The 24,403-nt window shown below is 63.8% G+C and carries 23 protein-coding genes, 1 tRNA gene and 1 pseudogene; 19 read left to right on the forward strand and 6 right to left on the reverse strand.

All coding sequences use genetic code 11. The features are described from left to right. Positions 1-37: 37 nt before the first annotated feature. The 15 genes from ACVWYI_RS25300 to ACVWYI_RS25370 all read left to right on the forward strand — a co-directional run bounded on the left by ACVWYI_RS25300 (position 38) and on the right by ACVWYI_RS25370 (position 14,323). Positions 38-1,609, forward strand: coding sequence for a PfkB family carbohydrate kinase (locus ACVWYI_RS25300; protein ID WP_247445981.1), 1,572 nt, complete (start codon positions 38-40; stop codon positions 1,607-1,609). A gap of 28 nt (positions 1,610-1,637) precedes the next feature. After that, on the forward strand, positions 1,638-2,639 hold the full coding sequence (locus ACVWYI_RS25305) for an NAD-dependent epimerase/dehydratase family protein (protein WP_456663482.1): 1,002 nt from the start codon (positions 1,638-1,640) through the stop codon (positions 2,637-2,639). A gap of 5 nt (positions 2,640-2,644) precedes the next feature. Then, entirely contained in the window at positions 2,645-3,256 is a 612-nt protein-coding gene (locus tag ACVWYI_RS25310; protein WP_456663483.1) for a hypothetical protein, read from the forward strand. Then, positions 3,253-4,281 (forward strand): aminoglycoside phosphotransferase family protein, encoded by a 1,029-nt coding sequence (locus ACVWYI_RS25315; protein ID WP_456663484.1) that lies wholly within the window; start codon positions 3,253-3,255, stop codon positions 4,279-4,281. Before ACVWYI_RS25310 ends, ACVWYI_RS25315 begins: the two co-directional genes overlap by 4 nt. Then, the gene (locus ACVWYI_RS25320; protein ID WP_456663485.1) at positions 4,278-5,126 is read left to right on the forward strand and encodes a transketolase; all 849 of its coding nucleotides are present in this window, start codon (positions 4,278-4,280) and stop codon (positions 5,124-5,126) included. Before ACVWYI_RS25315 ends, ACVWYI_RS25320 begins: the two co-directional genes overlap by 4 nt. Positions 5,127-5,136: 10 nt before the next feature. Beyond that, positions 5,137-6,096 (forward strand): transketolase family protein, encoded by a 960-nt coding sequence (locus tag ACVWYI_RS25325; RefSeq protein ID WP_456663486.1) that lies wholly within the window; start codon positions 5,137-5,139, stop codon positions 6,094-6,096. Positions 6,097-6,104: 8 nt separating this feature from the next. Further along, a complete protein-coding gene (locus ACVWYI_RS25330) occupies positions 6,105-7,211 on the forward strand; it encodes a DegT/DnrJ/EryC1/StrS family aminotransferase (RefSeq protein WP_456663487.1) in 1,107 nt (368 codons plus the stop codon). After that, positions 7,201-8,319 carry a DegT/DnrJ/EryC1/StrS family aminotransferase gene (locus ACVWYI_RS25335; protein WP_456663488.1) on the forward strand — a complete coding sequence of 373 codons (1,119 nt, stop codon included), beginning with the start codon at positions 7,201-7,203 and terminating at the stop codon, positions 8,317-8,319. The genes ACVWYI_RS25330 and ACVWYI_RS25335 overlap by 11 nt, the downstream gene beginning before the upstream one ends. After that, positions 8,316-9,122: a sporadic carbohydrate cluster 2OG-Fe(II) oxygenase gene (locus ACVWYI_RS25340; protein ID WP_456663489.1), complete on the forward strand. Its 807-nt coding sequence runs from the start codon at positions 8,316-8,318 to the stop codon at positions 9,120-9,122. The genes ACVWYI_RS25335 and ACVWYI_RS25340 overlap by 4 nt, the downstream gene beginning before the upstream one ends. After that, complete coding sequence (locus ACVWYI_RS25345; RefSeq protein ID WP_456663490.1) at positions 9,115-9,528, forward strand: LIC12192 family sporadic carbohydrate cluster protein; 414 nt, start codon at positions 9,115-9,117, stop codon at positions 9,526-9,528. The genes ACVWYI_RS25340 and ACVWYI_RS25345 overlap by 8 nt, the downstream gene beginning before the upstream one ends. Before the next feature lie 5 nt (positions 9,529-9,533). Then, positions 9,534-10,199 carry a class I SAM-dependent methyltransferase gene (locus tag ACVWYI_RS25350; protein WP_456663491.1) on the forward strand — a complete coding sequence of 222 codons (666 nt, stop codon included), beginning with the start codon at positions 9,534-9,536 and terminating at the stop codon, positions 10,197-10,199. After that, positions 10,177-10,776, forward strand: coding sequence for a WbuC family cupin fold metalloprotein (locus tag ACVWYI_RS25355; RefSeq protein WP_456663492.1), 600 nt, complete (start codon positions 10,177-10,179; stop codon positions 10,774-10,776). Before ACVWYI_RS25350 ends, ACVWYI_RS25355 begins: the two co-directional genes overlap by 23 nt. Positions 10,777-10,845: 69 nt before the next feature. Beyond that, the gene (locus ACVWYI_RS25360; RefSeq protein ID WP_456663493.1) at positions 10,846-12,063 is read left to right on the forward strand and encodes a class I SAM-dependent methyltransferase; all 1,218 of its coding nucleotides are present in this window, start codon (positions 10,846-10,848) and stop codon (positions 12,061-12,063) included. Next, a complete protein-coding gene (locus tag ACVWYI_RS25365) occupies positions 12,056-13,261 on the forward strand; it encodes a class I SAM-dependent methyltransferase (RefSeq protein WP_456663494.1) in 1,206 nt (401 codons plus the stop codon). Before ACVWYI_RS25360 ends, ACVWYI_RS25365 begins: the two co-directional genes overlap by 8 nt. Positions 13,262-13,264: 3 nt before the next feature. Then, positions 13,265-14,323, forward strand: a complete 1,059-nt coding sequence (locus tag ACVWYI_RS25370; protein WP_456663495.1) for a Gfo/Idh/MocA family protein — start codon at positions 13,265-13,267, stop codon at positions 14,321-14,323. Between the two features lie 6 nt (positions 14,324-14,329). On the opposite strand, the gene ACVWYI_RS25375 is transcribed toward ACVWYI_RS25370, so the two are convergent. Continuing rightward, positions 14,330-14,405 (reverse strand) — tRNA-Trp (locus ACVWYI_RS25375). Between the two features lie 163 nt (positions 14,406-14,568). Between ACVWYI_RS25375 and ACVWYI_RS25380 the strand changes: the two genes are divergently transcribed. Continuing rightward, positions 14,569-15,804 (forward strand): serine hydrolase domain-containing protein, encoded by a 1,236-nt coding sequence (locus ACVWYI_RS25380; RefSeq protein WP_247341100.1) that lies wholly within the window; start codon positions 14,569-14,571, stop codon positions 15,802-15,804. Positions 15,805-15,960: 156 nt separating this feature from the next. Here the strand turns inward: ACVWYI_RS25380 and ACVWYI_RS25385 are convergent, their stop codons facing one another. Both ACVWYI_RS25385 and ACVWYI_RS25390 read right to left on the reverse strand, forming a co-directional pair. Continuing rightward, positions 15,961-16,728, reverse strand: a complete 768-nt coding sequence (locus ACVWYI_RS25385) for an SDR family NAD(P)-dependent oxidoreductase (RefSeq protein ID WP_247341098.1) — start codon at positions 16,726-16,728, stop codon at positions 15,961-15,963. A 70-nt stretch (positions 16,729-16,798) separates the two neighbouring features. Continuing rightward, entirely contained in the window at positions 16,799-17,497 is a 699-nt protein-coding gene (locus ACVWYI_RS25390; RefSeq protein ID WP_456663496.1) for a histidine phosphatase family protein, read from the reverse strand. A gap of 134 nt (positions 17,498-17,631) precedes the next feature. On the opposite strand from ACVWYI_RS25390, the gene ACVWYI_RS25395 reads away from it, so the two are divergent. The 3 genes and pseudogenes from ACVWYI_RS25395 (at position 17,632) to ACVWYI_RS25405 (ending at position 21,010) form a co-directional block, all read left to right on the forward strand. Further along, a complete protein-coding gene (locus ACVWYI_RS25395; protein WP_456663497.1) occupies positions 17,632-18,417 on the forward strand; it encodes an SDR family NAD(P)-dependent oxidoreductase in 786 nt (261 codons plus the stop codon). An 870-nt stretch (positions 18,418-19,287) separates the two neighbouring features. Beyond that, positions 19,288-20,460, forward strand: a complete 1,173-nt coding sequence (gene argE / locus ACVWYI_RS25400; protein WP_456663498.1) for an acetylornithine deacetylase — start codon at positions 19,288-19,290, stop codon at positions 20,458-20,460. 252 nt (positions 20,461-20,712) lie between these two features. Continuing rightward, a pseudogene (locus ACVWYI_RS25405) lies at positions 20,713-21,010 on the forward strand (GIY-YIG nuclease family protein). 71 nt (positions 21,011-21,081) lie between these two features. On the opposite strand, the gene ACVWYI_RS25410 reads toward ACVWYI_RS25405, so the two are convergent. The 3 genes from ACVWYI_RS25410 to ACVWYI_RS25420 form a co-directional block, all read right to left on the reverse strand. Then, positions 21,082-21,708 (reverse strand): LysE family translocator, encoded by a 627-nt coding sequence (locus tag ACVWYI_RS25410; protein ID WP_456663499.1) that lies wholly within the window; start codon positions 21,706-21,708, stop codon positions 21,082-21,084. A 156-nt stretch (positions 21,709-21,864) separates the two neighbouring features. After that, complete coding sequence (locus tag ACVWYI_RS25415; RefSeq protein WP_247445998.1) at positions 21,865-22,923, reverse strand: phosphotransferase family protein; 1,059 nt, start codon at positions 22,921-22,923, stop codon at positions 21,865-21,867. A 131-nt stretch (positions 22,924-23,054) separates the two neighbouring features. Continuing rightward, a complete protein-coding gene (locus ACVWYI_RS25420) occupies positions 23,055-24,290 on the reverse strand; it encodes an acyl-CoA dehydrogenase family protein (RefSeq protein WP_354050887.1) in 1,236 nt (411 codons plus the stop codon). Positions 24,291-24,403: the final 113 nt, after the last annotated feature.

Genomic DNA, 24,403 nt, shown 5'->3' on the forward strand with positions numbered 1-24,403 from the left:
CGGCCGACTGAGGTCGGCCGGCGCTTTGGGTTATCACATGGGCAATCTTCCGACCGACAATCCCGCGTCAACCGCCCAACTGGCGGCGCACGAAAAGATCAAGACAATCGAGGAACTCGGCGAGATCGCGCGATCTGCGCAAGCGCAGGGCCGGAAGGTCGCACTCTGCCACGGCGTCTTCGACCTCGTGCATCTCGGCCACATCAGGCATATCCAGGCCGCGCACAACGAAGGCGACGTCGTCATGGTGACGATCACCGCCGACCGTCACGTCAACAAGGGGCCGGGGCGGCCGATCTTCCCCGAAAACATGCGGGCCGAGATGCTGGCCTCGCTCGCGAACGTCGATTGGGTCGGCATCAATCACACCTCCAGCGCCGAGCCGATTCTCGACACGGTGCGGCCGGACATCTATGTGAAGGGGTCCGACTACGAGAACCCCGAAGACGACGTGACCGGCAAGATCCGGACCGAGCGCGACGCCGTCGAGCGTCACGGCGGACGCATCGTGTTCACGCGCGACGTGACCTTCAGCTCCTCGTCGCTGGTGAACCGGTATTTCGACATCTACGATCCTCCACTCCGCGACTACCTGCAAAAGGTCCGTGAAGGCGGCGGCGCCGACCGTCTGCTGAAGCTGATCGACAAGGTGCAGGACATGCACGTCGTGCTGGTCGGCGACACCATCATCGACGAATACCAGTACGTCACGGCGCTCGGAAAGGCCTCGAAGGAAAACATCGTCGCCACGCTGTTCAAGAACGGCGAGCAATTTGCCGGCGGCGTCATTGCCGCGGCGAACCATGTCGCGAGCTTTTGCAAATCGGTGGAGATCGTCACGACGCTGGGCGGCAACGACTACCCTGAAGAGTTCATCCGCGCGCATGTCCGCCCGAACGTCACGCTGACGCCCATTCGCATTCAGGGCCGTCCGACGACCCGCAAATCGCGGTTCGTCGAGCTGGGATATCTGCACAAGCTGTTCGAAGTTTACACCATGGACGACACGCCGCTCGACGAGGCCGATCGGAAGGAGATCGACCGTATCACGACGGAGCGCGTGCGCGGCGCCGACGTGGTGATCGTCACCGATTTCGGTCACGGCATGATCGCCTCGAGCACGATCGACGCCCTGATTGCGAACTCCAAGTTCCTGGCGGTCAATGCCCAGAGCAACAGCGGCAATCACGGCTACAACCTGATCACGAGATATCCGCGTGCTGATTACATCTGCATCGACGCGCCGGAGGCGCGTCTGGCGGCAACCGACAAGTTCAGCGACATCGCATCCGTGATCGAGGCCGGCCTGCACGGCAAGATCGACTGCGACAACATGATTATCACGCACGGCTCCTTCGGTTGCTACCCGTTCTCTTCGAAAACCGGCGTCGCGCGCGTTCCTGCCTTCACCAAGACCGTCGTCGACACCGTCGGCGCGGGGGACGCCTTCCTGACGATCACCGCGCCGCTGGTCGCCGCGGGCGGCAATATCGAGGACGTCGCCTTCATCGGCAACGCGGCCGGCGCGATCAAGGTCGGGATCGTCGGCCACCGCAGCTCGGTCGAAAAGGTGCCGCTGGTCAAGTTCGTCACTGCGTTGTTGAAGTAGCGCGAACGGCAAATACTGGAGAACGACAGTGATTGGTCAAAAATGGAATGTGATGGTCACCGGTGGCGCCGGCTATGTCGGCAGCGTGCTGGTTCCCCACTTGCTCGCCGCGGGCCACAAGGTCACCGTGCTCGACCTGTTCATGTATGGCGACGATGTCTTCGATGCCGTCCGCAACAATCCAAATCTGCGCTTGATCAAGGGCGACATCCGCGATGAAGCCGCGATCAACGAGGCCCTGCGCGGCAACAACGCCGTGATCCACCTCGCCTGCATCTCCAACGATCCGTCGTTCGAGCTGGATCCGGGGCTCGGAAAATCCATCAATTACGACTGCTTCCGGCCGATGGTGCGCGCCGCCAAGAAGGCGGGCATCAAGCGCTTCATCTACGCCTCCTCGTCCAGCGTCTACGGCATCAAGGACGAGGTCGAGGTGACCGAGGACCTGTCCTGCGAGCCGCTCACGGACTATTCGAAGTTCAAGGCGATGTGCGAGACCGACCTCGCCGACGAGGCCGCGTCCGGGTTCGTCGCCTGCACGGTTCGTCCCGCCACCGTCTGCGGCTACGCACCGCGGCAGCGGCTCGACGTCGTCGTCAACATCCTGACCAATCTCGCGGTCAACACCGGCCGCATCCGCGTGTTCGGGGGAACGCAGCGCCGGCCCAATCTGCACATCGAGGACATGTCCGCGGCCTATCTGTTCCTGCTCCAGCAGGACGACGCGAAGATCGACGGCAAGACCTACAATATCGGCTACGAGAACCACTCGCTGATGAAGATCGCCGACATCGTCAAGTCGGTGGTCGGTAGCAATGTCGACGTCGCCGTTGAGCCGACCGACGATCTCCGCTCCTACCACGTCTCTTCGGAGAAGATCCGCCGCGAGCTCGGCTTTGCGCCGACCCACACGATCGAGCAGGCCGTGTCCGGCCTCGTCAACGCCTTCAAGGGCGGCCGCCTGCCGAACTCACTCAACGACCCCCGGTACTTCAACATCAAGATGATGCAGAACATCAGCCTGAAGTGAGCGGCGTGCGGATCGGCATCGATTTCGACAACACGATCATCTGCTATGACAAGGTCTTTGCCGTCGTCGCACGTCAGCGTGGGTTGGTGCCTGAGGGGTGGGAGGGGCTGAAGACCGACGTGCGGGATCATCTCCGCTCCCGCGCGGGCGGCGAACTCGCCTGGCAAGGACTGCAAGGCTTCGTCTACGGCAAGGGAATCGGCGGCGCCGAAATCTATTCGGGGGTGCGGGAATTCCTGGCGGCGTGCAGGCAGGCCGGCTCGAAGGTCTCCATCGTCAGCCATAAGACTCGATTAGGTCATCAGGACCCCGACCGCACCGACCTGCGTGACGCCGCGCGCAGCTGGCTGCGGGGAGCCGGCCTGATCGACGCTGCGGATGCGGCCCTGGCCGTCGGCGACGTCTATTTCGAGGACACACTGGCCGCCAAGGTCGAGAGAGTTGCGAGCCTGGAGCTCGACGTCTTCATCGACGATCTCGTCGACGTCTTCGAGCAACCGCATTTTCCCAAGGCCACGCGATCGATTCTGTTCACGCGGTCGCAGCCTCCCCACCCCGAACACTGCAAGCCGATCGCGACATGGGCCGATATCCGCCGCGAGGTGTTTGCGGCATGAGCGAGACCGACATCACCGCGCCGGATGCGATCGCGATCGGCAGCCGCCTGGCCGGTGCGCGGGTCGCGACCGCCCAGCCGGCACGGTCCGGCGGCAACAACAGGGTGTTTCGGCTGGAGATGGCGGAGGGACCGCCCCTTGCCCTTAAGCATTATCCGTCCGACGGACGCGATCGCCTGGGACAGGAATATGCCGCGCTCTCGTTTCTGTCGCGCCACGGCATCATGTCGACACCGCGGCCGGTCGCAAAGGACGCGGATGCGTTCTGCGCGCTGTACCAATGGTTCGACGGCGAGGCCGCGGTGCTGCGCCCGCAGGGCGACGACGCCGACCAACTCGCCGATTTCCTGATCGCGTTGCAGAAACTGCGCGCCGCCGAAGGCGCGCAGAATTTGCGCAACGCCTCAGCCAGCATCTTTTCGCCCGAGGCAGCCATCGGCCAGTACGAGCAGCGCCTGGACGGACTGCGGCGGGTCTCGGATGATCATCCCGACCTGCGCGCGTTCATCGAAGGCAGCCTGGTTCCCAGCACTGACGCCGCGATTCGGCAGCTCCGCCGGCGCTACGCCGAATTGGGCCGGGATCCCGCAGCGGACCTTGCGCCCAACCATCGCGCGCTAAGTCCGTCCGATTTCGGACTGCACAACGCGTTGCGCGCCGAAGACGGGTGCTTGCGATTCATCGACTTCGAATATTTCGGCTGGGACGATCCGGTCAAGCTCGTGTCCGACACCGCCGTTCATCCCGGCAGCGCCCTGCCGGAGGCGAGCGCGAATCGCTTGGTCGAACGGCTGTCGCGCGCCTTCGAGGCGGGCGATGACGCGTTTGCGATCCGCCGTGACGTACTGTATCCTGTGTTCAAGGGAATCTGGTGCCTGATTGTCCTGAACGCCTATTTGCCGGACAGCCGCTCCCGGCGCGCAATGGCTGCACAAGGTGGCGATGTTACGATCCGCCTCGCCGGTCAGCTCGACAAAGCCCGCCGGCTTCACCAGACGATTAGCCCAACAGATTTACCGAAGTGACACAGATCTCGCCCCACGCTGAAGCCGCCCTCACCTGCACGCTGGACGAGCGTAGCCTTTATCTGCGCCGGCTGGTGCTCGGTTCTGTCCGCTCCGCGGGACGCGGACATGTCGGTCCGGCATTGTCGCTGATCGAGATGGTCCGCGTACTCTACGACGACGTGCTGCGGATCGATCCGAAGAACCCGCGCGACCCGGGCCGCGACCGCGCGATCCTCAGCAAGGGGCACGGGTGTCTGGCGCTCTATGCGCTGCTGGCCGATCGCGGCTTCTTTCCCCTGTCGGAGCTCGACGGCTTCTGCGGCCCCGACAGCATTTTGGGCGGACATCCCGAATACGGAATGGTGCCGGGCGTCGAGGCGTCGACCGGCGCACTTGGACACGGCCTGTCGATCGGTGTCGGCCTTGCGCTTGCCGCGCGCATGCGCGAGCGCAGCTACCGCACCTTCGTTCTGCTCGGCGACGGCGAGATCAACGAGGGCTCGGTGTGGGAGGCTGCCATGGGCGCGGCCAAGCACGGGCTCGACAATCTGGTCGCGCTGATCGACTACAACAAGCTGCAGAGCTACGGCCCCACCGACTATGTCCTGCCGCTGGAGCCACTCGCGGACAAATGGCGCAGCTTCGGCTTTGCGGTGCAGGAGCTCAACGGCCACGACGTCGGTGCCCTGCGCGCCGTCCTGAAGCAGGTCCCGGCCGTTCCGGGAAAACCCACCGCGGTCATCTGTCATACCGTCAAGGGCAAGGGTCTGCCGGCCGCGGAATCCAACGCCGATTGGCATCACAAGAACAAGCTGACCGACAGCGAGCTCGGCGCCATCCGCGTCGCTGTCGGCGATTTTTGATCGGCTTCCCATGCGCAATACCGCGATGAACATGGTCCACAAGCTCGCCACGCGCGACGAGCGTGTGCTTTACATCGGCTCCGATCCCGGCGCGGGCACCTTGCGCGCGATGAGCAAGGAGTTTCCCAAGCGCCACCTGATCGAAGGCATTTCGGAAGCGCACATCATCGGCATGTCGGCCGGTCTCGCGATGGAAGGCTTCGTGCCCTACGTCAACACCATCGCGACATTCCTCACCCGCCGCTGCTACGAGCAGGTCGCCGTCGATCTCTGCCTGCACAATCTACCGGTGCGGCTGATCGCCAATGGCGGCGGGCTCGTCTATGCGCCGCTCGGCCCCACCCACCAGGCGATCGAGGACATCGCCATCATGCGGGCGCTGCCGAACATGACGGTGGTCTGCCCGTGCGATGCCGACGAGGCGGCGCGGCTGATGGAGCAATCGCTCGACTGGACCGGACCGATCTACATCCGGCTCGGCAAGGGTGGCGACGCAATCGTTTCGAAGGCCGAGCACGGCTTTGAGATCGGCAAGGCCATCCTGATGCGGCCGCCCGGTGACATCGTCATGGTCACGACAGGCATCATGCTCCAGCGCGCACTCGCTGCGGCCGACCTGCTGGCTGTGCAGGGCATTCGCGCCGGCATCCTGCATATGCACACGGTCAAGCCGCTCGACACCGAGACGCTGCTGCAATCAATCCGGGGCACCAAGCTGGTGGCGACACTGGAGGAGCACGTGCCCTCCGGCGGCCTCGGCAGCGCGATCGCGGAGGCGCTGATCGACAAGCTCGGCTTCGGCCTGCCCCCGATGCTTCGGCTGTCGCTGCCGGACCGGTTCATGCACAATTACGGATCGCAGGACTCGCTGCTGAAGAAGCATGGACTTTCCGCCGGCGCCATTGCGACCTCGATCGAGCGCGCGCTCGCCGCTTCGCACACATCCTCTCCTCAACTTCATTCCACCTGACGGGCCCCATGCACGACGTTCGATATTCCTATCTGCTCGAGCAATTCTCCGACCCGGCACCGATCCTGGCCGAGATCGGCCGACTGGTGGCGACCGGTGATTTCACCCTGGGCAAGCCAGTCGCCGAATTCGAGCGGCGCTTTGCCGAGCTGATCGGCGTACGTCACGCCATCGGCGTCGGATCGGGCACCGATGCGCTCAAGCTGCCGCTCAAGGCGCTCGGCATCGGTCATGGCGACGAGGTCATTACCGCCGCGAACACCTTCATCGCCACCGTCGGCGCCATCGCGGAGACCGGCGCGACGCCCGTGCTGGTCGACTGCGACGATTCCTTTTGCATGAACGTCGACTACGTCGAAGCCGCGATCACGGAGAAGACCAAGGCGATCATGCCGGTTCAGTTGACCGGCGAGGTCACCGACATGGGCAAGCTGATGGCGATCGCCCAACGTCACAACATTCCCGTCGTCGAGGATTCCTGCCAGGGCATTCTGTCGGAGTTCGCGGGAAAGCGCTCCGGCACCCACGGTATCGCAGCCGGCTTCTCCCTGCATCCGCTCAAGAACCTCAACGTCTGGGGCGATGCCGGCGTCGTCGTCACCAATGATGACGGGATGAACGAGCGGCTTCGCCTGATCCGCAACCACGGCATGAAGAATCGCGACGAGATCGCGATCCTCGGCTGCAATTCGCGGCTCGATTCCCTTCAGGCGGTGGTCGGCAACTGGCTGATCGGCCAGACCAGCGAGATCACACGCCGTCGGATCGAGAACGCGGCCTATTATGACGCGGGCCTCGCCGGCCTGCCCGGCCTGCGCATTCCGCCGCGCCGGCCCAACGTGAAGCACGTCTACCATCTCTACATGGTGTTCGCCGAGCGCCGCGACGAGCTCTACAAATACTGCCTGGACAACGGCATCGAAGCGAAGATCCACTACCCCATCCCGCTGTATCAGCAGGAAGGCCTCAGGCATCTCGGCTATGCGCCGGGCGCCTTCCCGGTCACCGACCGCCACGCCCAGGAAGTCATCAGCTTCCCCGTCGACCAGCACCTGACGCACGCCCAGCAGGACCGCGTCATCGAGATCGTCCGGAAATTCTGCTATGGACGCTGACACCGGCCGCCGGCGCATCGGGTACGTCAATCTTCCCGCGCAATTCGAGGAAGAGCGCGGCGAGATCATGCAGGCGGTCGAGGGCGTATTCCAGCGCGGCGATTTCATCGGCGGCGCGGCTGTTGCGAAGCTCGAAGAAGAGCTCACCACTTATCTCGGCTCGCCGCATGTGGTGACGCTCAATTCCGGCACCGATGCGCTGATCCTGTCCTTGAGGGCGCTCGACATCGGCCCCGGTGACGAGGTGATCACCCCGCCGAATTCGTTCGTGGCATCGACCGCCGCCATCGTCGCCGTCGGCGCCACGCCGGTGTTTGCGGACGTACTGCCGGATCAGAACATCGATCCGGCCGCAGTCGAGGCCGCCGTCACTCCGCGGACCAGGGCGATCATGCCGGTGCACCTGACCGGACGCATGGCCGACATGAGCCCGCTGATGGCGATCGCGGCCAAGCACGCTCTCGCCGTGATCGAGGACAGCGCGCAGGCCATCGGCTCGACCTATGACGGGCGGATGAGCGGGACCATCGGAACGTTCGGCTGCTTCTCCGCCCACCCGCTGAAGAATCTCAATGCCGCGGGCGACGCCGGCTTCGTCGTCACCGCCGACGCCGAGCTGGCCGCGAGAATTCGACGCCTGCGCAATCACGGCCTGATCAATCGCAGTGACGTCCAGGAGTGGGGCATCGTGTCACGCCTCGACACGGTCCAGGCCGAGGTGCTTCGCATTCGCCTACGTCACCTGCCCTCTGTGATCGAACGCCGGCGCCGCAACGCCGCGCAATACCGCACTGAGCTCGCCGGCCTTCCCCTGTTCATCCCGGTTTGCCGCAACGTCGAGTACAACACCTTCCACACCTTCGTCGTGCAGACGGACCGTCGCGACGACTTCCAGAAATATCTTGCCGACAAGGGTATCGAGACCGCGATCCACTATCCGGTACCGATCTACCTCCAGGAGGCGGCGGCGCATCTGGGTCACGGTCGCGGCGCGTTCCCAGTGACTGAGCGGCAGGCGGATCAGATCCTCACGCTTCCCATCAACCAGTTCCTCTCGGCCTCGGACATCAGCTATGTTTGCGCGACCGCCCGGGAGTATTTTGCATGACGGACACGGCTTTCCTCGAGGCCGATGAGCAGGCGCTGGCGCAACGCTTCATTGACGACGGCTTCGTCACCACGCCGGCCGACGATCGCGCCGGGCTCGACCGGATCCAGCGGCGCGCCGCCGAGCTCGCGGCGGACTATCTGAAGCTGCCGCACGGCGACGACCCCTACGCGATGCTCGACACCATCCACACGCGGGTGAACGTGGATGATCTCAACGGCCTGCGGCTGCGCGTCTTCAACGGCCTCAACGCCGAGCCCTGGTTCCGACCGACCTATTTCCGCCTGGCGCGCTCGACGATCGAGACCATCGTCGGCAACGAGCTCTGCATGCAGCGCCGCGTCAATCTCAGCATCCAGCTGCCGGGCGACGATTCCTCGCTGCTCGCCACCCATTCCGACGTCTGGTCGGGCGACTCGCCGTTCGAAGTCGTGGTGTGGGTGCCGCTGGTCGACGTCCACCGCTCCAAATCGATGTATCTGCTGCCGCCGTCCCTGAACGGCGACATGCAGGACCGAATGGCCAGCCTGCGCAGCGCCGAGGAGCTGTACAAGACCATCAAGCCGCACGCGACCTTCATCGATATCCCCTACGGCCACGTGATGCTGTTCAACCAGACCCTGATGCACGGCAATCGCATCAACGAGGAGCCCGGCACGCGCTGGAGCATGAACTGCCGCTTCAAGAGCATCATGTCGCCCTATGCGGACAAGCGCTTCGGCGAGTTCTTCGAACCGATCCTGCTGCGCCCGGCGACACGCGTCGGCATGCAGTACAAGCTGCCGGGAGGCTTCCATGGCTGAGCGAGCCGGCCATCGCGGCTATATCGGCGCCCGGCCGCTGAACGGCAGCCGCACTCCGCAGCACGTCCAGAACATCGTGATCCGCGACTACGCGCGGCGGAAGAACCTGCATTATCTGCTCAGCGCCGCCGAGCACACCATGCAAGGCAGCTACATGGTGATGGAGGACATCCTGGACGAGCTGCCGCGGCTGCGTGGCCTGATTCTCTACAGCATCTTCATGCTGGCCGCCCGAAGAGGCGCGGCGGCGGGAGATCTACGACCGCGTGCTGAGCGAAGGCTGCGACTTGCACGCCGCCGTCGAGGAGATCACGCTGTCCTCGCGCGACGGCATCCAGGCCGTCGAGGACATTCTGCTCGTCAACAAATTCGCGACCATCCTGTGACGATGCCGCGGACCGGTTGAGGACAATGACCGAGATCAACTTACTCCAGCCGATGCACGCGTCGACCAAGCGGAACTACGTTCAGCGGGTCGTCGAGCACGACAAGGCGAAATCCGCCACCGTGGCCCGGCAATGGGGACACGACTATTGGGACGGCGACCGCCGCTATGGCTATGGCGGTTATCGTTACGACGGACGGTGGCGCCCGCTCGCCCAGACCCTGATCGACCGCTATGGCATCAAGCCCGGGATGAGCGTGCTCGATGTCGGCTGCGGCAAGGGCTATTTGCTCCATGAGTTCAGCCAACTCGTGACCGGCCTCACGATCGCCGGCATCGACATCTCCGACTATGGCATCGCCAACGCCAAGGAGGAGGTGCGGCCGCAATTGAAGATCGGCAGCGCCGTCGAGCTCCCCTATCCCGACCACAGCTTCGATCTCGTGGTGTCGCTCGGCGTGCTTCACAATCTTCCGCTCGAGGACGTCTTCCGCGCCGTGTCCGAGATCGAGCGCGTTGGGCGCGGCGCCTCGAAATATCTGATGGTGGAATCGTTCCGCGACGAGCGCGAAAAGGCGAACCTGCTTTACTGGCAGCTCACTTGCCTGAGTTTCCACGGTCCGGAAACGTGGGCGTGGATCTACGACAAATGCGGATACCGGGGCGACCATGGGTTCATCTTCTTCGAATGAAGCAACGGGCCTGCGCCGGCCGACGCTGCGTGCGCAAAATCCCGAAGTATATTATTCGGACGACGCCATCGTCACGGCGGACGACGCCACGATCGCCGAGCTGAAGCGCATCGCCGCCGGCAATCCGCGTCTGCGCAGCAGACTGTGCACGCATCCCGATCCCTCGTCCGGCCTGCACGAGATGCTCATCGTGCATCATCGCGAGGCCTATGTGCGGCCTCACAAGCATTTTGGCAAAGCCGAGTCGTTCCACGTCATCGAAGGCACCGCGCAGGTCGTGATCTTCGAGGATGACGGGCGGATACGCGACGTGCTCGAGATGGCGCCTTACGGCCAGGGCAAGCGCTGCTATTACCGGATGCCCGAGCAGGTGTTTCACTCGATCCTGATCACTTCGGAGTGGCTGGTGTTTCACGAAACCACCGCCGGTCCGTTCGATCCCTCCCGCACGGCATTTCCCGACTGGGCTCCCGACGGCAGCGATGCCGCTGAAGTCCAGGACTACGTCACGAAGGTTGGTGCGCTCGCCACGGCACGGCAACTTAAGAATTGTGGCAAGACTTCTGGCGCGATATAGGCTTCAACTGCGTCGCGTATCGCCTGGAGCACCGATGTTTCCTCGCTTTTCCTGCACAGAGCCAAATCCGTGACCGATCATTGCCGCCTCTGCCATTCGACCAATTTGCGCCCGGTCATCGACCTCGGACAGATGCCGATTGCGCATCGGCTTCGGCACAGCCGCGACGAACAGGACGAACGGTATCCATTCGAGGTGCTGGCGTGTGGCGAGTGCGGCCTGCCCCAGATCGTCAAGCCGATTGATCCCGACATTCTGTACCGGCAGTTCAACTACAATTTCAGCAGCTGGAAGCCGGAGCCGCACCAGGTCGACGAGCTCGATACCATCGCGAAATTCTCGAGCCATCAATCCGTGTTCGAGATCGGATGCAACGACGGCCTGTTCATGGACAGGCTGCGCGAACGCGGCGCGAAGGTTTTGGTGGGCGTGGAGCCGAACCCGGTGTCAGGCAAGATCGCCCGCGAGCGCGGCATCAAGGTCTATGCTGACATGATCAGCCCGGCGCTGTGTCACGACGCGGTCGCAGAGGCCGGCAAGTTCGACCTCGTCGTCTCGCGCCAGGTGCTGGAGCATATCGTCGATTTCGAGAACTTTTTCGACTGCGTGAAGATCGCGCTCAGCGACGACGGGCTGCTGTTCATCGACGTGCCTGATTTCGCACCCGGCTCGACGGCGGGCGACCTCTCGGTCCTGTGGGAGGAGCACGTCAGCTACTTCACCGAACCGACACTGCTCGCGCTGCTGGCGCGCCACGGCTTCGAGGCGGTGTCGGTGAAGAAATACAATTTCAGCGGCGGCAGCCTCGCGATCGCAGCGCGCCGCGCCGCGCACGACATGACGCCACCGCCCGCCCCTGCCGGCGTCGGCGAGAGGTTCGGCCAGCGCGCAAGGGAGTACGGCGCGCGGCTCCGCCCGATCCTCGCCAAGGCTCGCGCCAACGGCGCCGAGATCGCCATCTACGGCGCCGGTTGCCGCGCCTGCACTTTCACCAATGCCCACGAACTCGCGGATCTCGTCGACCTCTCGGTCGACGACCAGAAGGAGCGCCAGGGCTTGTTCCTGCCCGGCACCGGCATTCCGATCCGTTCGCCGGAGGGCCTCGCAGGCAAGTCGAATCCGCTCGTCTGCCTTCTGGCCGTGAACCAGGAGAACGAAGACAGGGTCAGCAGCCGGCTGCGCGAAACCGTGAAGCGCCCGCTCCACATCGTTTCGATCTTCGCACCCTCGGACATCTGGAGCGAGCTCGATCGCCTCGAGGCGGCCGCAGAGTCGCGGCATGGCTGAGGACAAGCTCTTCAACTACTACGAACGTCAGGAGGTCCTGCCGACGTTCGGGAATTTCAAATCCGCCGCCGAACTCGGAGCCTATGCCGGCCTGCGGCGCGAGTTGTTTTCGGACAAGCTGGTGCTGCCGCCGCGGTTGTTCCGCGACGCCGACGTGCTCGAATTCGGCCCCGATTCCGGCGAGAACGCGCTGGTGTTTGCAGGCTGGGGCGCAAACATGACGCTCGCCGAGCCGAACCGGCATGCGCACGCGAAAATCCAGGATTACTTCGCGCATTTCAGCCAAGCGGAACGTCTGCGTGAACTCGTATCGTCCGATGTCGAAGGATTTCGCAGCGATCGTCGCTTCGACATCATCGATGCCGAAGGATTCATCTACACGGTGCAGCCGACTGAGAATTGGCTCGGCATCTTTCACCGGCTGCTCAATCCGGACGGTTACGCGGTCGTTTCCTACTACGAGCGCTACGGCGGATTCTTCGAGCTCGCGCTCAAGGCGATTCATGCGGCCGGCAAGGTACTGACGGGCCGTCCCGTGCTCGAAACGGCGAAGATGCTGTTCGACGCGAAATGGAACAGCATTCCGCACACACGCAGCTTCGAATCGTGGCTGATGGACGTGCTCGAAAATCCATTCGTCCGGCACCGCTACTTCCTCGACGCGGAAGCCTTGTGTAGGGCGGCGCACGAGCAGGGATTCGACATCCATTCGGCGTGGCCCGCCTATCGCGACAGCCTGGACGTCTACTGGCACAAGAAGGTTCTGTCCGACGACGAGAAGCTGCAGCGCGCGACGCGCCATCTCGGCCGCAGCCGTCTGAGCTTTCTCGGCGGACGGAAACTCTATCTGGCCGGTAGCACCGAAGCGGTCGACGCGATCTCGGCTTCGATCGAGACACTGGTTCTCGATGTCGATGGGATGATCGATGATCCCTTCGGCGCCACCCTGCCCCGCGTGATCGCGAGCCTCGCCTCGCTGCGCGAGACGATAAGGACGACAGAAATTCTCGCCGACGATGCTTCCGACATCGGCGCCATCGTCGCGACGCTCGACAGTTTCCATCGTATCCTTGGCGCGATCGAGCGACGGGATGTGTCCGCGGTCACCGCTCTCATCCAGTCAGACCCGGCCTTCATCAACACCTGGGGACAACCGGCGCATTTCCTCGTCATCCGGAAGCGCTTCGAGGGATCCTAGCAAGTGGCGCCAGGCATTGGCATCATCGGAACGGGCATGGTCGGCCAGATGTGCCACCTCGCCAATTTCGCCGCCAACCCCCTCTGCCGCGTTGTCGCGATCGCCGATCTCCGGCCTGATCTCGCTGCCGCAGCGGCGCAAAAATTCGACATCGCCCGGGTCTACGGCACGCACCGGGAGCTGCTGGCGGACAGCGACGTGTCCGCGGTCGTCGTCGTGACGAAGCGACGCGCCACCGGCCCGATCGTGCTGGATGCGTTGAACAGCGGCCGGCATGTGCTGTCGGAAAAGCCGATGGCCTACACCACGGCTCAGGCCGTTGCACTGGCCGAGGCCGCGCGGCGACAAAACCTCGTCTACAGCATCGGCTACATGAAGCGTCACGACGCCGGCGTGGCACGCGCGCTGGCCGAGTTGACGCGCATTCGAGCGGACCAGTCGCTTGGACGCGTTATCGGGGCGCGAGGCTGGTGCTTCGGCGGCAACACTGGCCGGTCGCAGGACAACTTCGTCATGACCGGCGAAGCGCGGCCGGACGGGCTCGAGCTCTGGCAGGATGGCCCGGACTGGATGCCCGGCGCGATGCGACCCGGCTACGACCATTTTCTGAACGTGTTCAGCCATATCATCAATCTCGTGCGCTACGTGCTCGGATCGTCGCCGGCAGTCGCGCAAAGCACCGTCGAGACCTCGGGCGCGGCGACCGTGACGCTCGACTTCGACGGCGTCGCCTGCGCGCTGCAACTCGTAAATGGATCTGAGGGCGGCTGGCGTGAGGGTCTGAGCATCGCGTTCGAGCGGGGCGCAGTGACCATTGAGTTGCCCCCGCCCTTTGCCGAGCAGGAGGCGGAGATCATCCTCGATCAGCAAGGACAACGCACGCAATTGTCGCGCGAAAAGAGTTGGGCGTTTCGGCGTCAGGCCGATGCATTCGTCACCGATATCGTCGAGCAGAGGACGCCGCTGGCTTCCGGCGAAGATTCCGTGGTCGACATCGCCCTCGCGGAGGCGATCTGGAAACGGCAGGTTCCCGTCCCGCCAGCATCTGATCTAAGTGTTTGATTTTGCTGGCAGGAGTGGCAGGGCTCGAACCTGCGACCCCCGGTTTTGGAGACCGGTGCTCTACCAATTGAGCTACACTCCTACGGACCCTGCGTTGCCGCCCGGATCAGGCCGCTTTGAAGCACAGGGGGCGGCCGGATTGCAAGGCCGGATTGCAAGGGTGAAGCGCGCTGGCTTCGCTTGTTTGTGCCGCGCCTTCTGGGCCACAGTCGGCCCCGAATAATAATAAGCAACCGGGAGTGCCCATGACTGCGACAGCCTCTGCGACAGCCGCCCCTCGCCCCTCGACCGCGCCGAACACCCCGCCTCTGCCGGAGGCCCGCCCCGAGACGCTCGGGCTGTCACGTCCCCGCCTTCAGGCCATGTCGGACGCTTTCAAGCGCGAGATCGACAAGGGAACCATTCCCGGCGTCACCGTGCTGGTGGCACGGCACGGCCAGGTCGGCTGGTTCGAGGCGCTCGGCAAGCAGAGCCCGACGGGCGCGGCGCCGATGGCGCATGATTCGATCTTCCGAATCTTCTCGATGACCAAGCCGATCGTGTCGGTCGGCATTATGGCGCTGGTCGAGGACGGCCATCTGCTGCTTGCCGATCCCGCCGCGAAATTCATCCCTGAGTTCGCCGACCAAAAGGTCGGCGTGGTCAGCGGCGGCAAGCTGGAACTGGTTCCGCCGAAACGGCCGATGACGGTGCAGGACCTGCTCCGCCACACCTCCGGCCTGACCTACGAGCACCAGGGCGACGGCCCCGTGCACAAGCTCTACCAGGACTCGCGGGTGCGCAGCCGCAAGATCACCAATGCCGAGCACGCCGCCTTGGTGGCGAGCTTGCCGCTGGTCTGCCATCCCGGCGACGAGTTCAACTACAGCCGCTCCACCGACATCCTCGGCCGCATCATCGAAATCGTCAGCGGCAAGTCGCTCGGCACATACCTCGCCGAGCGCATTCTCGCGCCCTTGCAAATGGCCGAGACCGGCTTTGCAACCAGCGAAGCCAATGCCGGCCGGCTGGCCGAGCCGTTCGCGGCCGATCCCTGGACCGGCGACAAGGTCGCGCTGTTCAACATGATCGAGCAGCCGATCATGGAGTCCGGCGGCGGCGGCCTCGTCTCCACCACCATGGATTATGCCCGCTTCGCGCTGATGCTGCGCAACGGCGGCACCCTCGACGGCAACAGGATCATCGGCCGCAAAACGCTGGAGCTGATGGCGTCCGATCATCTCGGACCTCACGTCGTGACCAACGGCACTCTCCTGTCGCCCGGCCACGGCTTCGGCCTCGGCTTCGCCGTGCGCCGCGAGGCCGGCATCGCGCCCTTCCCCGGCAGCGTCGGCCAGTATTTCTGGAGCGGCATTGCGGGGACGTTCTTCTGGATCGATCCGAAGGAGGATCTGTTCGTCGTGTTCATGAGCCAGGGCCCGGGACAGCGCGATTTTACGCGGACGCTGGTGCGGGATCTGGTGTACGCGGCGGTGGATTGAGGCTGCATCGCTTACGCGCGACGCTGCATCCTTCCTCACTGTCATGCCCCGCGCAGGCGGGGCATCCAGTACGCCGCGGCGGCCATTCCTTCACGCCACTACAGCCGCGGAGTACTGGATCGTCCGCCTTCGCGGACGATGACACCTACTGGGGCCTCAACTGATCGTCGCGCCGCCGTCGATCACCATGGTCTGGCCGGTCATGAAGTCGCCGGCCTGCGATCCCAGGAACACTGCGGCGCCCGCGATCTCGTCGGGGATGCCGATACGGAGCAGCGGCGAACGCGCGGTCGAAGCCTTCAAATTTTCTGGATTGTCCCACAATGCCTTGGCGAAATCGGTCTTGATCAGGCCGGGCGCGATGCAGTTCACGCGGATGTTGTGCGGGCCGTATTCGCAGGCCAGGTTGCGCGCGAGCTGCATGTCGGCGGCCTTGGAGATCGCGTAGGCGCCGAGGATGGTCGAGCCTTTCAACCCGCCGATCGAGGAGACGACGATGATCGAGCCGTCCTTGCGCTCGATCATCTGCGGCACCACCATCGAGATCAGCCAGTTGTTGGCGACGATGTTGTTGTCCAGAATCTTCCTGAACTGATCGTCGGAGATGCCGGCGAGCGGACCGTAATACGGATTCGATGCGGCGTTGCAGACCAGCACGTCGATCTTGCCGAAGGCACGGTTGCTCTCGTCGATGAGATTTTGCAGGTTTTCCTTCGAGGAGATGTTGGCGGCGATCGCGACTGCTGTGCCCTTGCCGAATCTGTCGTTGATGGACTTCGCGACCTGGTCGCAAACGTCGGCCTTGCGCGAGGAGATCACCACCTTGGCGCCGTGCTCAGCCATGCGCTCGGCGATCGCAAGCCCGATACCGCGCGTCGAGCCGGTGATGACGGCGACTTTTCCCTTCATGTCGAACAAGGTCATGTTTCTCTCCCAGAGTTATGATTTGAATTGGCCTGAAGCTTACGCCGTGGTCCCGCGGCCGGACAATTGCTCAGGCGAGTTTCTTGACTTCCGGTCCTGCCGGCTGATGCATCTCCGCATGCGCGTCGTCCGCGATCCACGGCTGCTGGTTCACCATCGGCAGCCGCCACACCGTGCGCTCGGGGTTCGCAAAATGGTCGAGCCGCGTGATCGAGCAATTGTCGATGTCGAACGACAGCGCCTTCTCCAGCTGGCCATCGAGCGCCAGCCCAAGTGCCGCTTTGATGGTGCCACCATGTGCCACTGCGATCACATCACGCCCCGCAGCCTCGGCATTGATCCGATCGATGGTGCGGCGGGCGCGATTGTAGAGGTCCATAAAACTCTCGCCGCCGGGTGCGGGCTCGTTGATATCGGCAAACCAGCTCGAGCCGACAGGGCGGCTGGCGATGAACTGGGCGCGGTTCATGCCCTGCCATCGCCCGAGGTTTTGCTCGGCGAGGTCCGCTTCCCGTGTCATCGACGCGGGTCTCGGAAAACCGGCCGCCCAGATCGCTTCGGCCGTTTGATGCGTGCGCATCAGATTGCTCGAATACCAGACCGCATTGCGTGGCAGCACCTTGGCAACAGCATTGAAGACGTAGGTATCGCTGGTGTCGCAGGCGAGATCGGAATGACCGTAGATGTTGCCGCCGTCATTGCGCACCGGCGCGTGACGGACCCACCACCAGCGCGTCGTGACCACATTGGGCTTGTCTGCACCTGCCATCGAAACCCTTCCATCCCGTTTGATGTCGCTGTACGTCAGTAGCGAACGTGTCTCAAGACACTTTACCGGTTGAAATCTTGTTTGAAATTCCGTCGCGCGGCAAGCGTCGCGTGCGAACCAGAGGGAGAAAACGCATGGGCCGTCTGCAAGGCAAATCCGTCATTATCACCGGTGCCGGCAGCGGCATCGGCCGCGCGGCCGCGCTGCTGTTCACCAGGGAAGGCGCCAAGCTGATCGCGGTCGATCGCACCGAGGCGGTGAAGGAGACGGTCGACGAGGTGAAGAAGGCCGGCGGTGTCGCCAAAGCGATGGTGGCGGACGCCGGCTCCGAAAAGGACGTCATGGCCGTGATCGACAAGGCGGTGAAGACGCACGGCCGGCTCGACGTGATCTGGGCCAATGCCGGCGTCTCCGGCGGACTCGTCCCGCTCGGCGAGCAGACCGTCGAGCAATGGCAGGAGGTGTTGCGGATCAATCTGATCGGGCCGTTCCTCGCGGTGAAGCATGCGATGCCGCACATGGTGAAGCAACAATCCGGCGCGATCGTGCTGACGGCGTCCGTGGCCGGTCTCAAGGCCGGCGCCAGCGGTCATCCCTATGCAGCGAGCAAAGCCGGCGTGATCTCCCTGGTGCAGACCACCGCGTATTCGCTCACCGGCACCGGCGTGCGCATCAACGCGGTGTGCCCCGGCCTGATCGAGACCGGCATGACCAAGCCAATCTTCGACCGCGCCAAGGAGCGCGGCACCGCCGACAAGATCGGCCAGCTCAACCCCCTCAAGCGCCCCGGCCAGCCGCACGAGCTCGCCGCGATGGGATTGTTTCTGGCCAGCGACGAGGCGTCGTACGTCAACGGCCAGGCATTCCCGGTGGACGGCGGGCTGACAGCGTCGATGCCGTATGCGGGGAAACCGGTTTAGCTCGCACGCACTCTCGTGTCCCGGACGCAGCGCAACGCCTCTTCGCGTTGCTGCGCAGAGCCGGGACCCAGAAAGCCGCGCACTCGCTGCTGCATGTGCCCCGGCTCTGCAGCGCACCGCCAAGAGGCGCTGCGCTGCGTCCGGGGCACGAGAGCGTTGTTGAATGCCTGACATGGGATCGCATCCTCGCGGCGTGTTTCGCCCGAGCTTTGCTTCGTCGTCTCACCCTCAAATGAAAGAGAGCGCAGGGAAGACCGGGTGCCGGCTGGCACCCGCGGTCCACTGTGCGAAGTTGTCGTAACAAAATTGCACAGCGGCATACAGGTGAAGCCCAACATCCGGCCTTCCCTGCGCAATGGTTGGAACGGCTTATGTCGTGCTCTCCCCGGGGAGCGATGCACTATTGCCCCCGTCGCCCTGCGGATGGCTGATGCGCGCGGTCCGGTCGGACAGCACACATCACCGCAAGACTTGGCGCACAGACTCCGGGCGCCAGGACGACACGATTTGGCCGTACGCCGATCACACCGGTCGTGCGCGCGACGCCTTCGCTCACGGCTCTCCGCCCTGCGAAACCATTCGCGCCGATGTGATCGGCGTCCACCGCCGCCCGGCCCGCGTTCGTGACGATCGCGATACGCCCCTCTTCCTTGGGCCGGGTTGCGGCGATACATACGCCGTTTCCGAATTTCGGTAAAGCGGAATATCTTTGGCGATGCGGGTTGACCGAGCATTTGGGTGTTTTGCCCGACGGGCCACACAACATCTCGTCGCCCGGACGGATTTGTGCTGGTTTGCCCTAACACCCGCAACATTGGTATGGTTCATGCAAGCTGCGTCAGCTTCCCACCTCCTGATAAGAACGTGAAAATGCCAAGCTCAAGACCCGACCGTATCCGAAAACTGCTCGCCGACCTCGTCGGCTTCGACACGATCAGCGATCGCTCCAACCTGCCCCTGATCGCGCATATCGAGAGCTATCTCGCCGCGCTCGGCGTCAAGGGTGAGCGCATCGTCGACGAGACCGGACAGAAGGCCTCGCTGTGGGTCACCATTGGACCCGAGGACCGCCCCGGCCTGGTGCTGTCAGGACATACCGACGTGGTGCCTGTGGTCGGCCAGGACTGGAGCCACGATCCGTTCAAGCTGATCGAGCGCGACGGCAGGCTCTACGGCCGCGGCACCACCGACATGAAGGGTTTCGTCGCGGTGTGCCTCGCCATGGTGCCTGAAATGCTGGAGGTGAAGCTGGCAACGCCGATCCATCTGGCGATCTCCTATGACGAGGAGATCGGCTGCGTCGGCGTGCGGCCGATGCTCGGCGAGATCGCGAAGAAGAAGGTCAGGCCGCTCGGCTGCTTCGTCGGCGAGCCCACCGAGATGAAGGTCATCATCGGACACAAGGGCAAGCACGGCGTGCGCGCGACGTTTCGGGGGCTGGCCCGCCACTCCTCGATCGCGCCCGACGGGGTGAATGCGATCGAATTTGCGGCCGAGCTGATCGTCGAAATCCGCCGCCGCACGGTCACGCTCGCCGCCGTGCGGTCAACGGACAGCCTCTACGATGTTCCGCACTCGACGCTGCTCACCAGCATCGTCCATGGCGGCGCCGCGCTGAACATCGTGCCGGATAGTTGCACGGTGGATTTCGAATGCCGCGGCATCGGCATCACCGAGTCGCGCGAGGTCACGGATGCGATCGTCGCCTGGGCCAAGGCCGAGCTCGAGCCCGCGATGAAGTCGATGCATCCGGAATGCGGCATCGATTTCGAGGAGATCCTCGACTACCCCGCGCTCGACACGGCCGCCGACGCCGCCATCGTGACGCTGGCCAAGAGCCTCGCCGGCCGCAACGACCACGCCAAGGTCGCCTTCGGCACCGAGGCGAGCCTGTTCGCCAGCATGGCCGATATCCCATCCGTGGTGATCGGCCCCGGCGGAATCGCGCAGGCGCACACGCCGGACGAATTCGTGGAAATGGCGCAGCTGGAGAAATGCGCGGCGTTCGTGGAGAAGCTGATCGCGCATTGTGTTGCGTCATAATTGGTGTCTGCAGCTATCTGGGTCCCGGCTCTGCGGAGCAGCACTTCGTGCTGCACCGCGTCCGGGACAAGAAAGCATGGCTATTCATCGGCCTCCGGAGGCGAAATCGCTCGCCCGGAATCCGCTCACATGTCCCGGACGCGGTGCGGCACGCAGTGACGCGCCGCAGAGCCGGGACCCAGGCGCCCTTGGCGACGGTGCCTCAACATGCAATCTTAAGTCGCGCCACCATCGGACACAGGTTGCATGCAGATGCCCTTTTTCGTGTACATCCTCGCGAGCAAGCGAAACGGGACTCTTTATGTCGGGGTCACCAACAATCTCGGTCGACGAATGACCGAGCACAAGTCCAAACTCCTACCCGGCTTCACGCGGCAATACGATGTAAACTCTGCTCGTCTACTTCGAAACCTTCGAGTCCGTGCTCGAGGCACGCTCACGCGAGCATTCGTTGAAGCGTTGGCGACGGGCGTGGAAGCTCAAGCTGATCGAAGAGCTCAATCGGGATTGGCGCGATCTTACGAATGAGTTGAATACCTTGGTGACGTGACTGGGTCCCGGCTCTGCGGAGCAGCACTTCGTGCTGCACCGCGTCCGGGACACGAGAGCGGCGGATACCGCTCAGCGCTCCTGCAACGCCAGCCGCACGCCAATCGCGCAGTAGATGGTCCCGACCACCTTGCCCTGCCATTTCACGACGGCCGGATGGCGGCGTAGCAAATTGCCAAGACGGCCGGCGCCGACGGCGAACACCACCGTGCTGACGAGGCCGAGCAACACGAAGACAGCGCCGAACAGCGCGAGCTGCAGCGTCGTCGAACCATGCTCGGGACGGACGAACTGCGGCAGGAACGCGAGGAAGAACAGCGCGGTCTTCGGATTAAGCACCTCGGTCAGCACGGCCTGCCGGAATGCCCACGTTGCGCTGATCGCGGGCGCGCCGCCATTCACCTCGAGCGGCGCCTTGTCGAGAATGGCGCGAATGCCGAGATAGATCAGGAAGCCTGCGCCCGCGTATTTGACGACGCTGAACAGGAGGGCCGAAGTTGCGATGATCGCAGAGAGGCCGACGATCGCCATGGTGGTGTGGACCACGTCACCGGCCGCAATTCCCGCGCCCGTCGCGATGCCGACCCTGGTTCCCGAGCTCGCGGCGCGCGCCATGGTGAGGAGTGTCGCCGGACCGGGAATGAAGACGAAGCCGAGGACGATGAGGATGTAGGTGATGAGCGCGGTGTGGTCGATCATGCGGGCATCTCTCTCGTCATTCTGTCCCGAACGGCTCAATGCGACGTAACTGGGCCCCGGCTCTGCGGAGCAGCACTTCGTGCTGCGCCGCGTCCGGGACACGAGAACGGCGATCGAGGAAAAAAGGCGCGGCCGTCAGCCGCGCCTTCGGATTCCTTAAACCGCGCCCGCCTTCTGCGCGTATTCCCAAGAGGCTTTCGACAGCGGTACGGTGCGCTTGGCTGATTCCAGCGCCTTGGCATTCGCCGCGGTGCCGTCGCGGACGCGGCCGGCGATGCCCTGGGTGATGCCGGCGAGGCGGAATAGATTGTAGGCGAAGTACCAGTTGAGGTCAGGCACCGTCATCTTGGTGACGTTGCAATAGATCTGCGCGGCCTCTTCCACGCTCGGAATGTTGAGCGCCTTGAGGTCGGCGCCCTCAAGGCCCGGCATGACCCACTGCATCAGGAGATAGGTGAAGTCGGCCATGGGATCGCCGAGCGTGGACAATTCCCAGTCGAGCACGGCCTGCACGCGCGGTTCCGTCGCGTGGAAAATCATGTTGTCGAGGCGATAGTCGCCGTGGACGATCGAGATGCGCGCCTGCTCCGGCACGGTTTTCGGCAACCATTCCGCGACCTTCTCGAACTCCGGAATGGTCTGGGTCTCGGACGCCCGATACTGCTTGGTCCAGCGGTCGATCTGGCGCGCGAAATAATTGCCGGGCTTGCCGAACTCGCCAAGACCGATCGCGACGGGATCGTACATGTGCAGCTTCGCCAGCGTCTCGATCTTGCTGGTGAAGATTTTTCGGCGGTCCTCCGGCGTCTGGCTCGGCAACGCCGGATCCCAGAACACCCGGCCGTCTTCCATCGACATGATGTAGAAGGCCGAACCGATGATGCTGTCGTCCTGGCACAGCGCATAGGCCTTCGCGACCGGAAAGCCCTGCTTTCCAAGCGCTGCGATCACCCGATATTCGCGATCGACCGCATGCGCCGACGGCAACAATTTGCCGAACGGCTTTCGGCGCATCACATAGGAGCGGTTCGGCGTGTCGAGCCGGTAGGTCGGATTGGACTGGCCGCCCTTGAACTGGAGCACGACCAGCGGTCCCTCATAACTCTCGACGTTGTCGCGCAACCAAGCCTCGAGCCGCATCTCGTCGATACGATGCCGTTCCTCGACAGGCTTGGTGCCCGAGAACTCTTCGTCTTTCCTGACGCCGTCAGCCACGATGACGCTCCCTCTTCAGTCCAAGCATGATCCTAATCGGTAACCGCTCTTGCACTTGCGTCAAGCGGTTATCCAATAAGGATCATGCCCTGTCGTTTCTTCAAGTCGGGAGCGCGCTTCCGCCCTCCCTCTTAATGACTGGAAGAGTTTGCATACTTCCGAACTTCAAGCCTGGCAATGGCGCGATTGTGCACCTCGTCCGGGCCGTCGGCGAGACGGAGCGTGCGGATGTGGGCGTAGTCCTTGGCAAGGCCCGCTTCGTCGGACACGCCTGCGCCGCCAAACGCCTGGATGGCTTCGTCGATGATCTTCAGCGCCATGTTGGGCGCTGCGACCTTGATCATGGCGATCTCGGCCTGCGCGGTCTTGTTGCCGACCTTGTCCATCATGTCGGCGGCCTTGAGGCACAGAAGGCGCGTCATCTCGATGTTGGTGCGGGCATCGCCGATGCGCTGCTCCCACACCGAATGCTCGACGATCCGCTTGCCGAAGGCGGTGCGCGAGGTGAGCCGCTTTACCATTTTCTCCAGCGCCTCCTCGGCCTTGCCGATGGTGCGCATGCAGTGATGGATACGGCCGGGACCGAGGCGGCCCTGCGCGATCTCGAAGCCGCGGCCTTCGCCGAGCAGGATGTTTTCCTTCGGCACCCGCACGTTCTCGAGCAGCACCTGGGCGTGGCCATGCGGCGCGTCGTCGAAGCCGAACACGGGCAGCATCTTCTCGACCTTGATGCCGGGCGTGTCGAGCGGCACCAGGATCTGAGATTGCTGCTGGTGCTTGGCCGCCTTGAAATCGGTCTTGCCCATCAGGATCGCGATCTTGCAGCGGGGATCGCCGACGCCGGACGACCACCATTTACGGCCGTTGATGACGTAGTGGTCGCCGTCGCGCACGATGCTGGTCTCGATGTTGGTGGCATCGGACGAGGCCACGGCCGGCTCCGTCATCAGGAAGGCGGAGCGGATTTCACCGTCCATCAGCGGGCGCAGCCATTTACGCTTCTGCTCCTTGGAGCCGTAGCGCATGAACACTTCCATGTTGCCGGTGTCCGGCGCGGAACAATTGAAGACTTCCGAAGCCCAGGTGATGCGGCCCATCTCTTCCGACAGCAGCGCGTATTCGAGATTGGTCAGTCCCGCGCCGCGGAATTCGTCGTCCTCATGCTCGTTCGGCGGCATGAACATGTTCCAGAGGCCTTCGGCCTTCGCCTTCTTCTTGAGGTCTTCGAGCACCGGGATGACCTTCCAACGCTCGCCGCTGTGATCCTGCTCGTTGTAGACAGGCACCGCCGGGCGCACGTGCTTGGCCATGAAGGACCGCACGCGGTCGAGCCATTCCTTCTGCTTCGGCGACAGATCGAAATCCATGGGGACGCTCCTCGTTGTCTCTTTGCGAACTTGATTTGCGCCGGACTGTCCTCCCGCACCGTGCGACCTGCAAGCGCCAATGCGCGGCTTGCGGATGCTTCGGAACCGGTTCG

It is taken from the genome of Bradyrhizobium sp. LB13.1 (genome assembly GCF_054056815.1).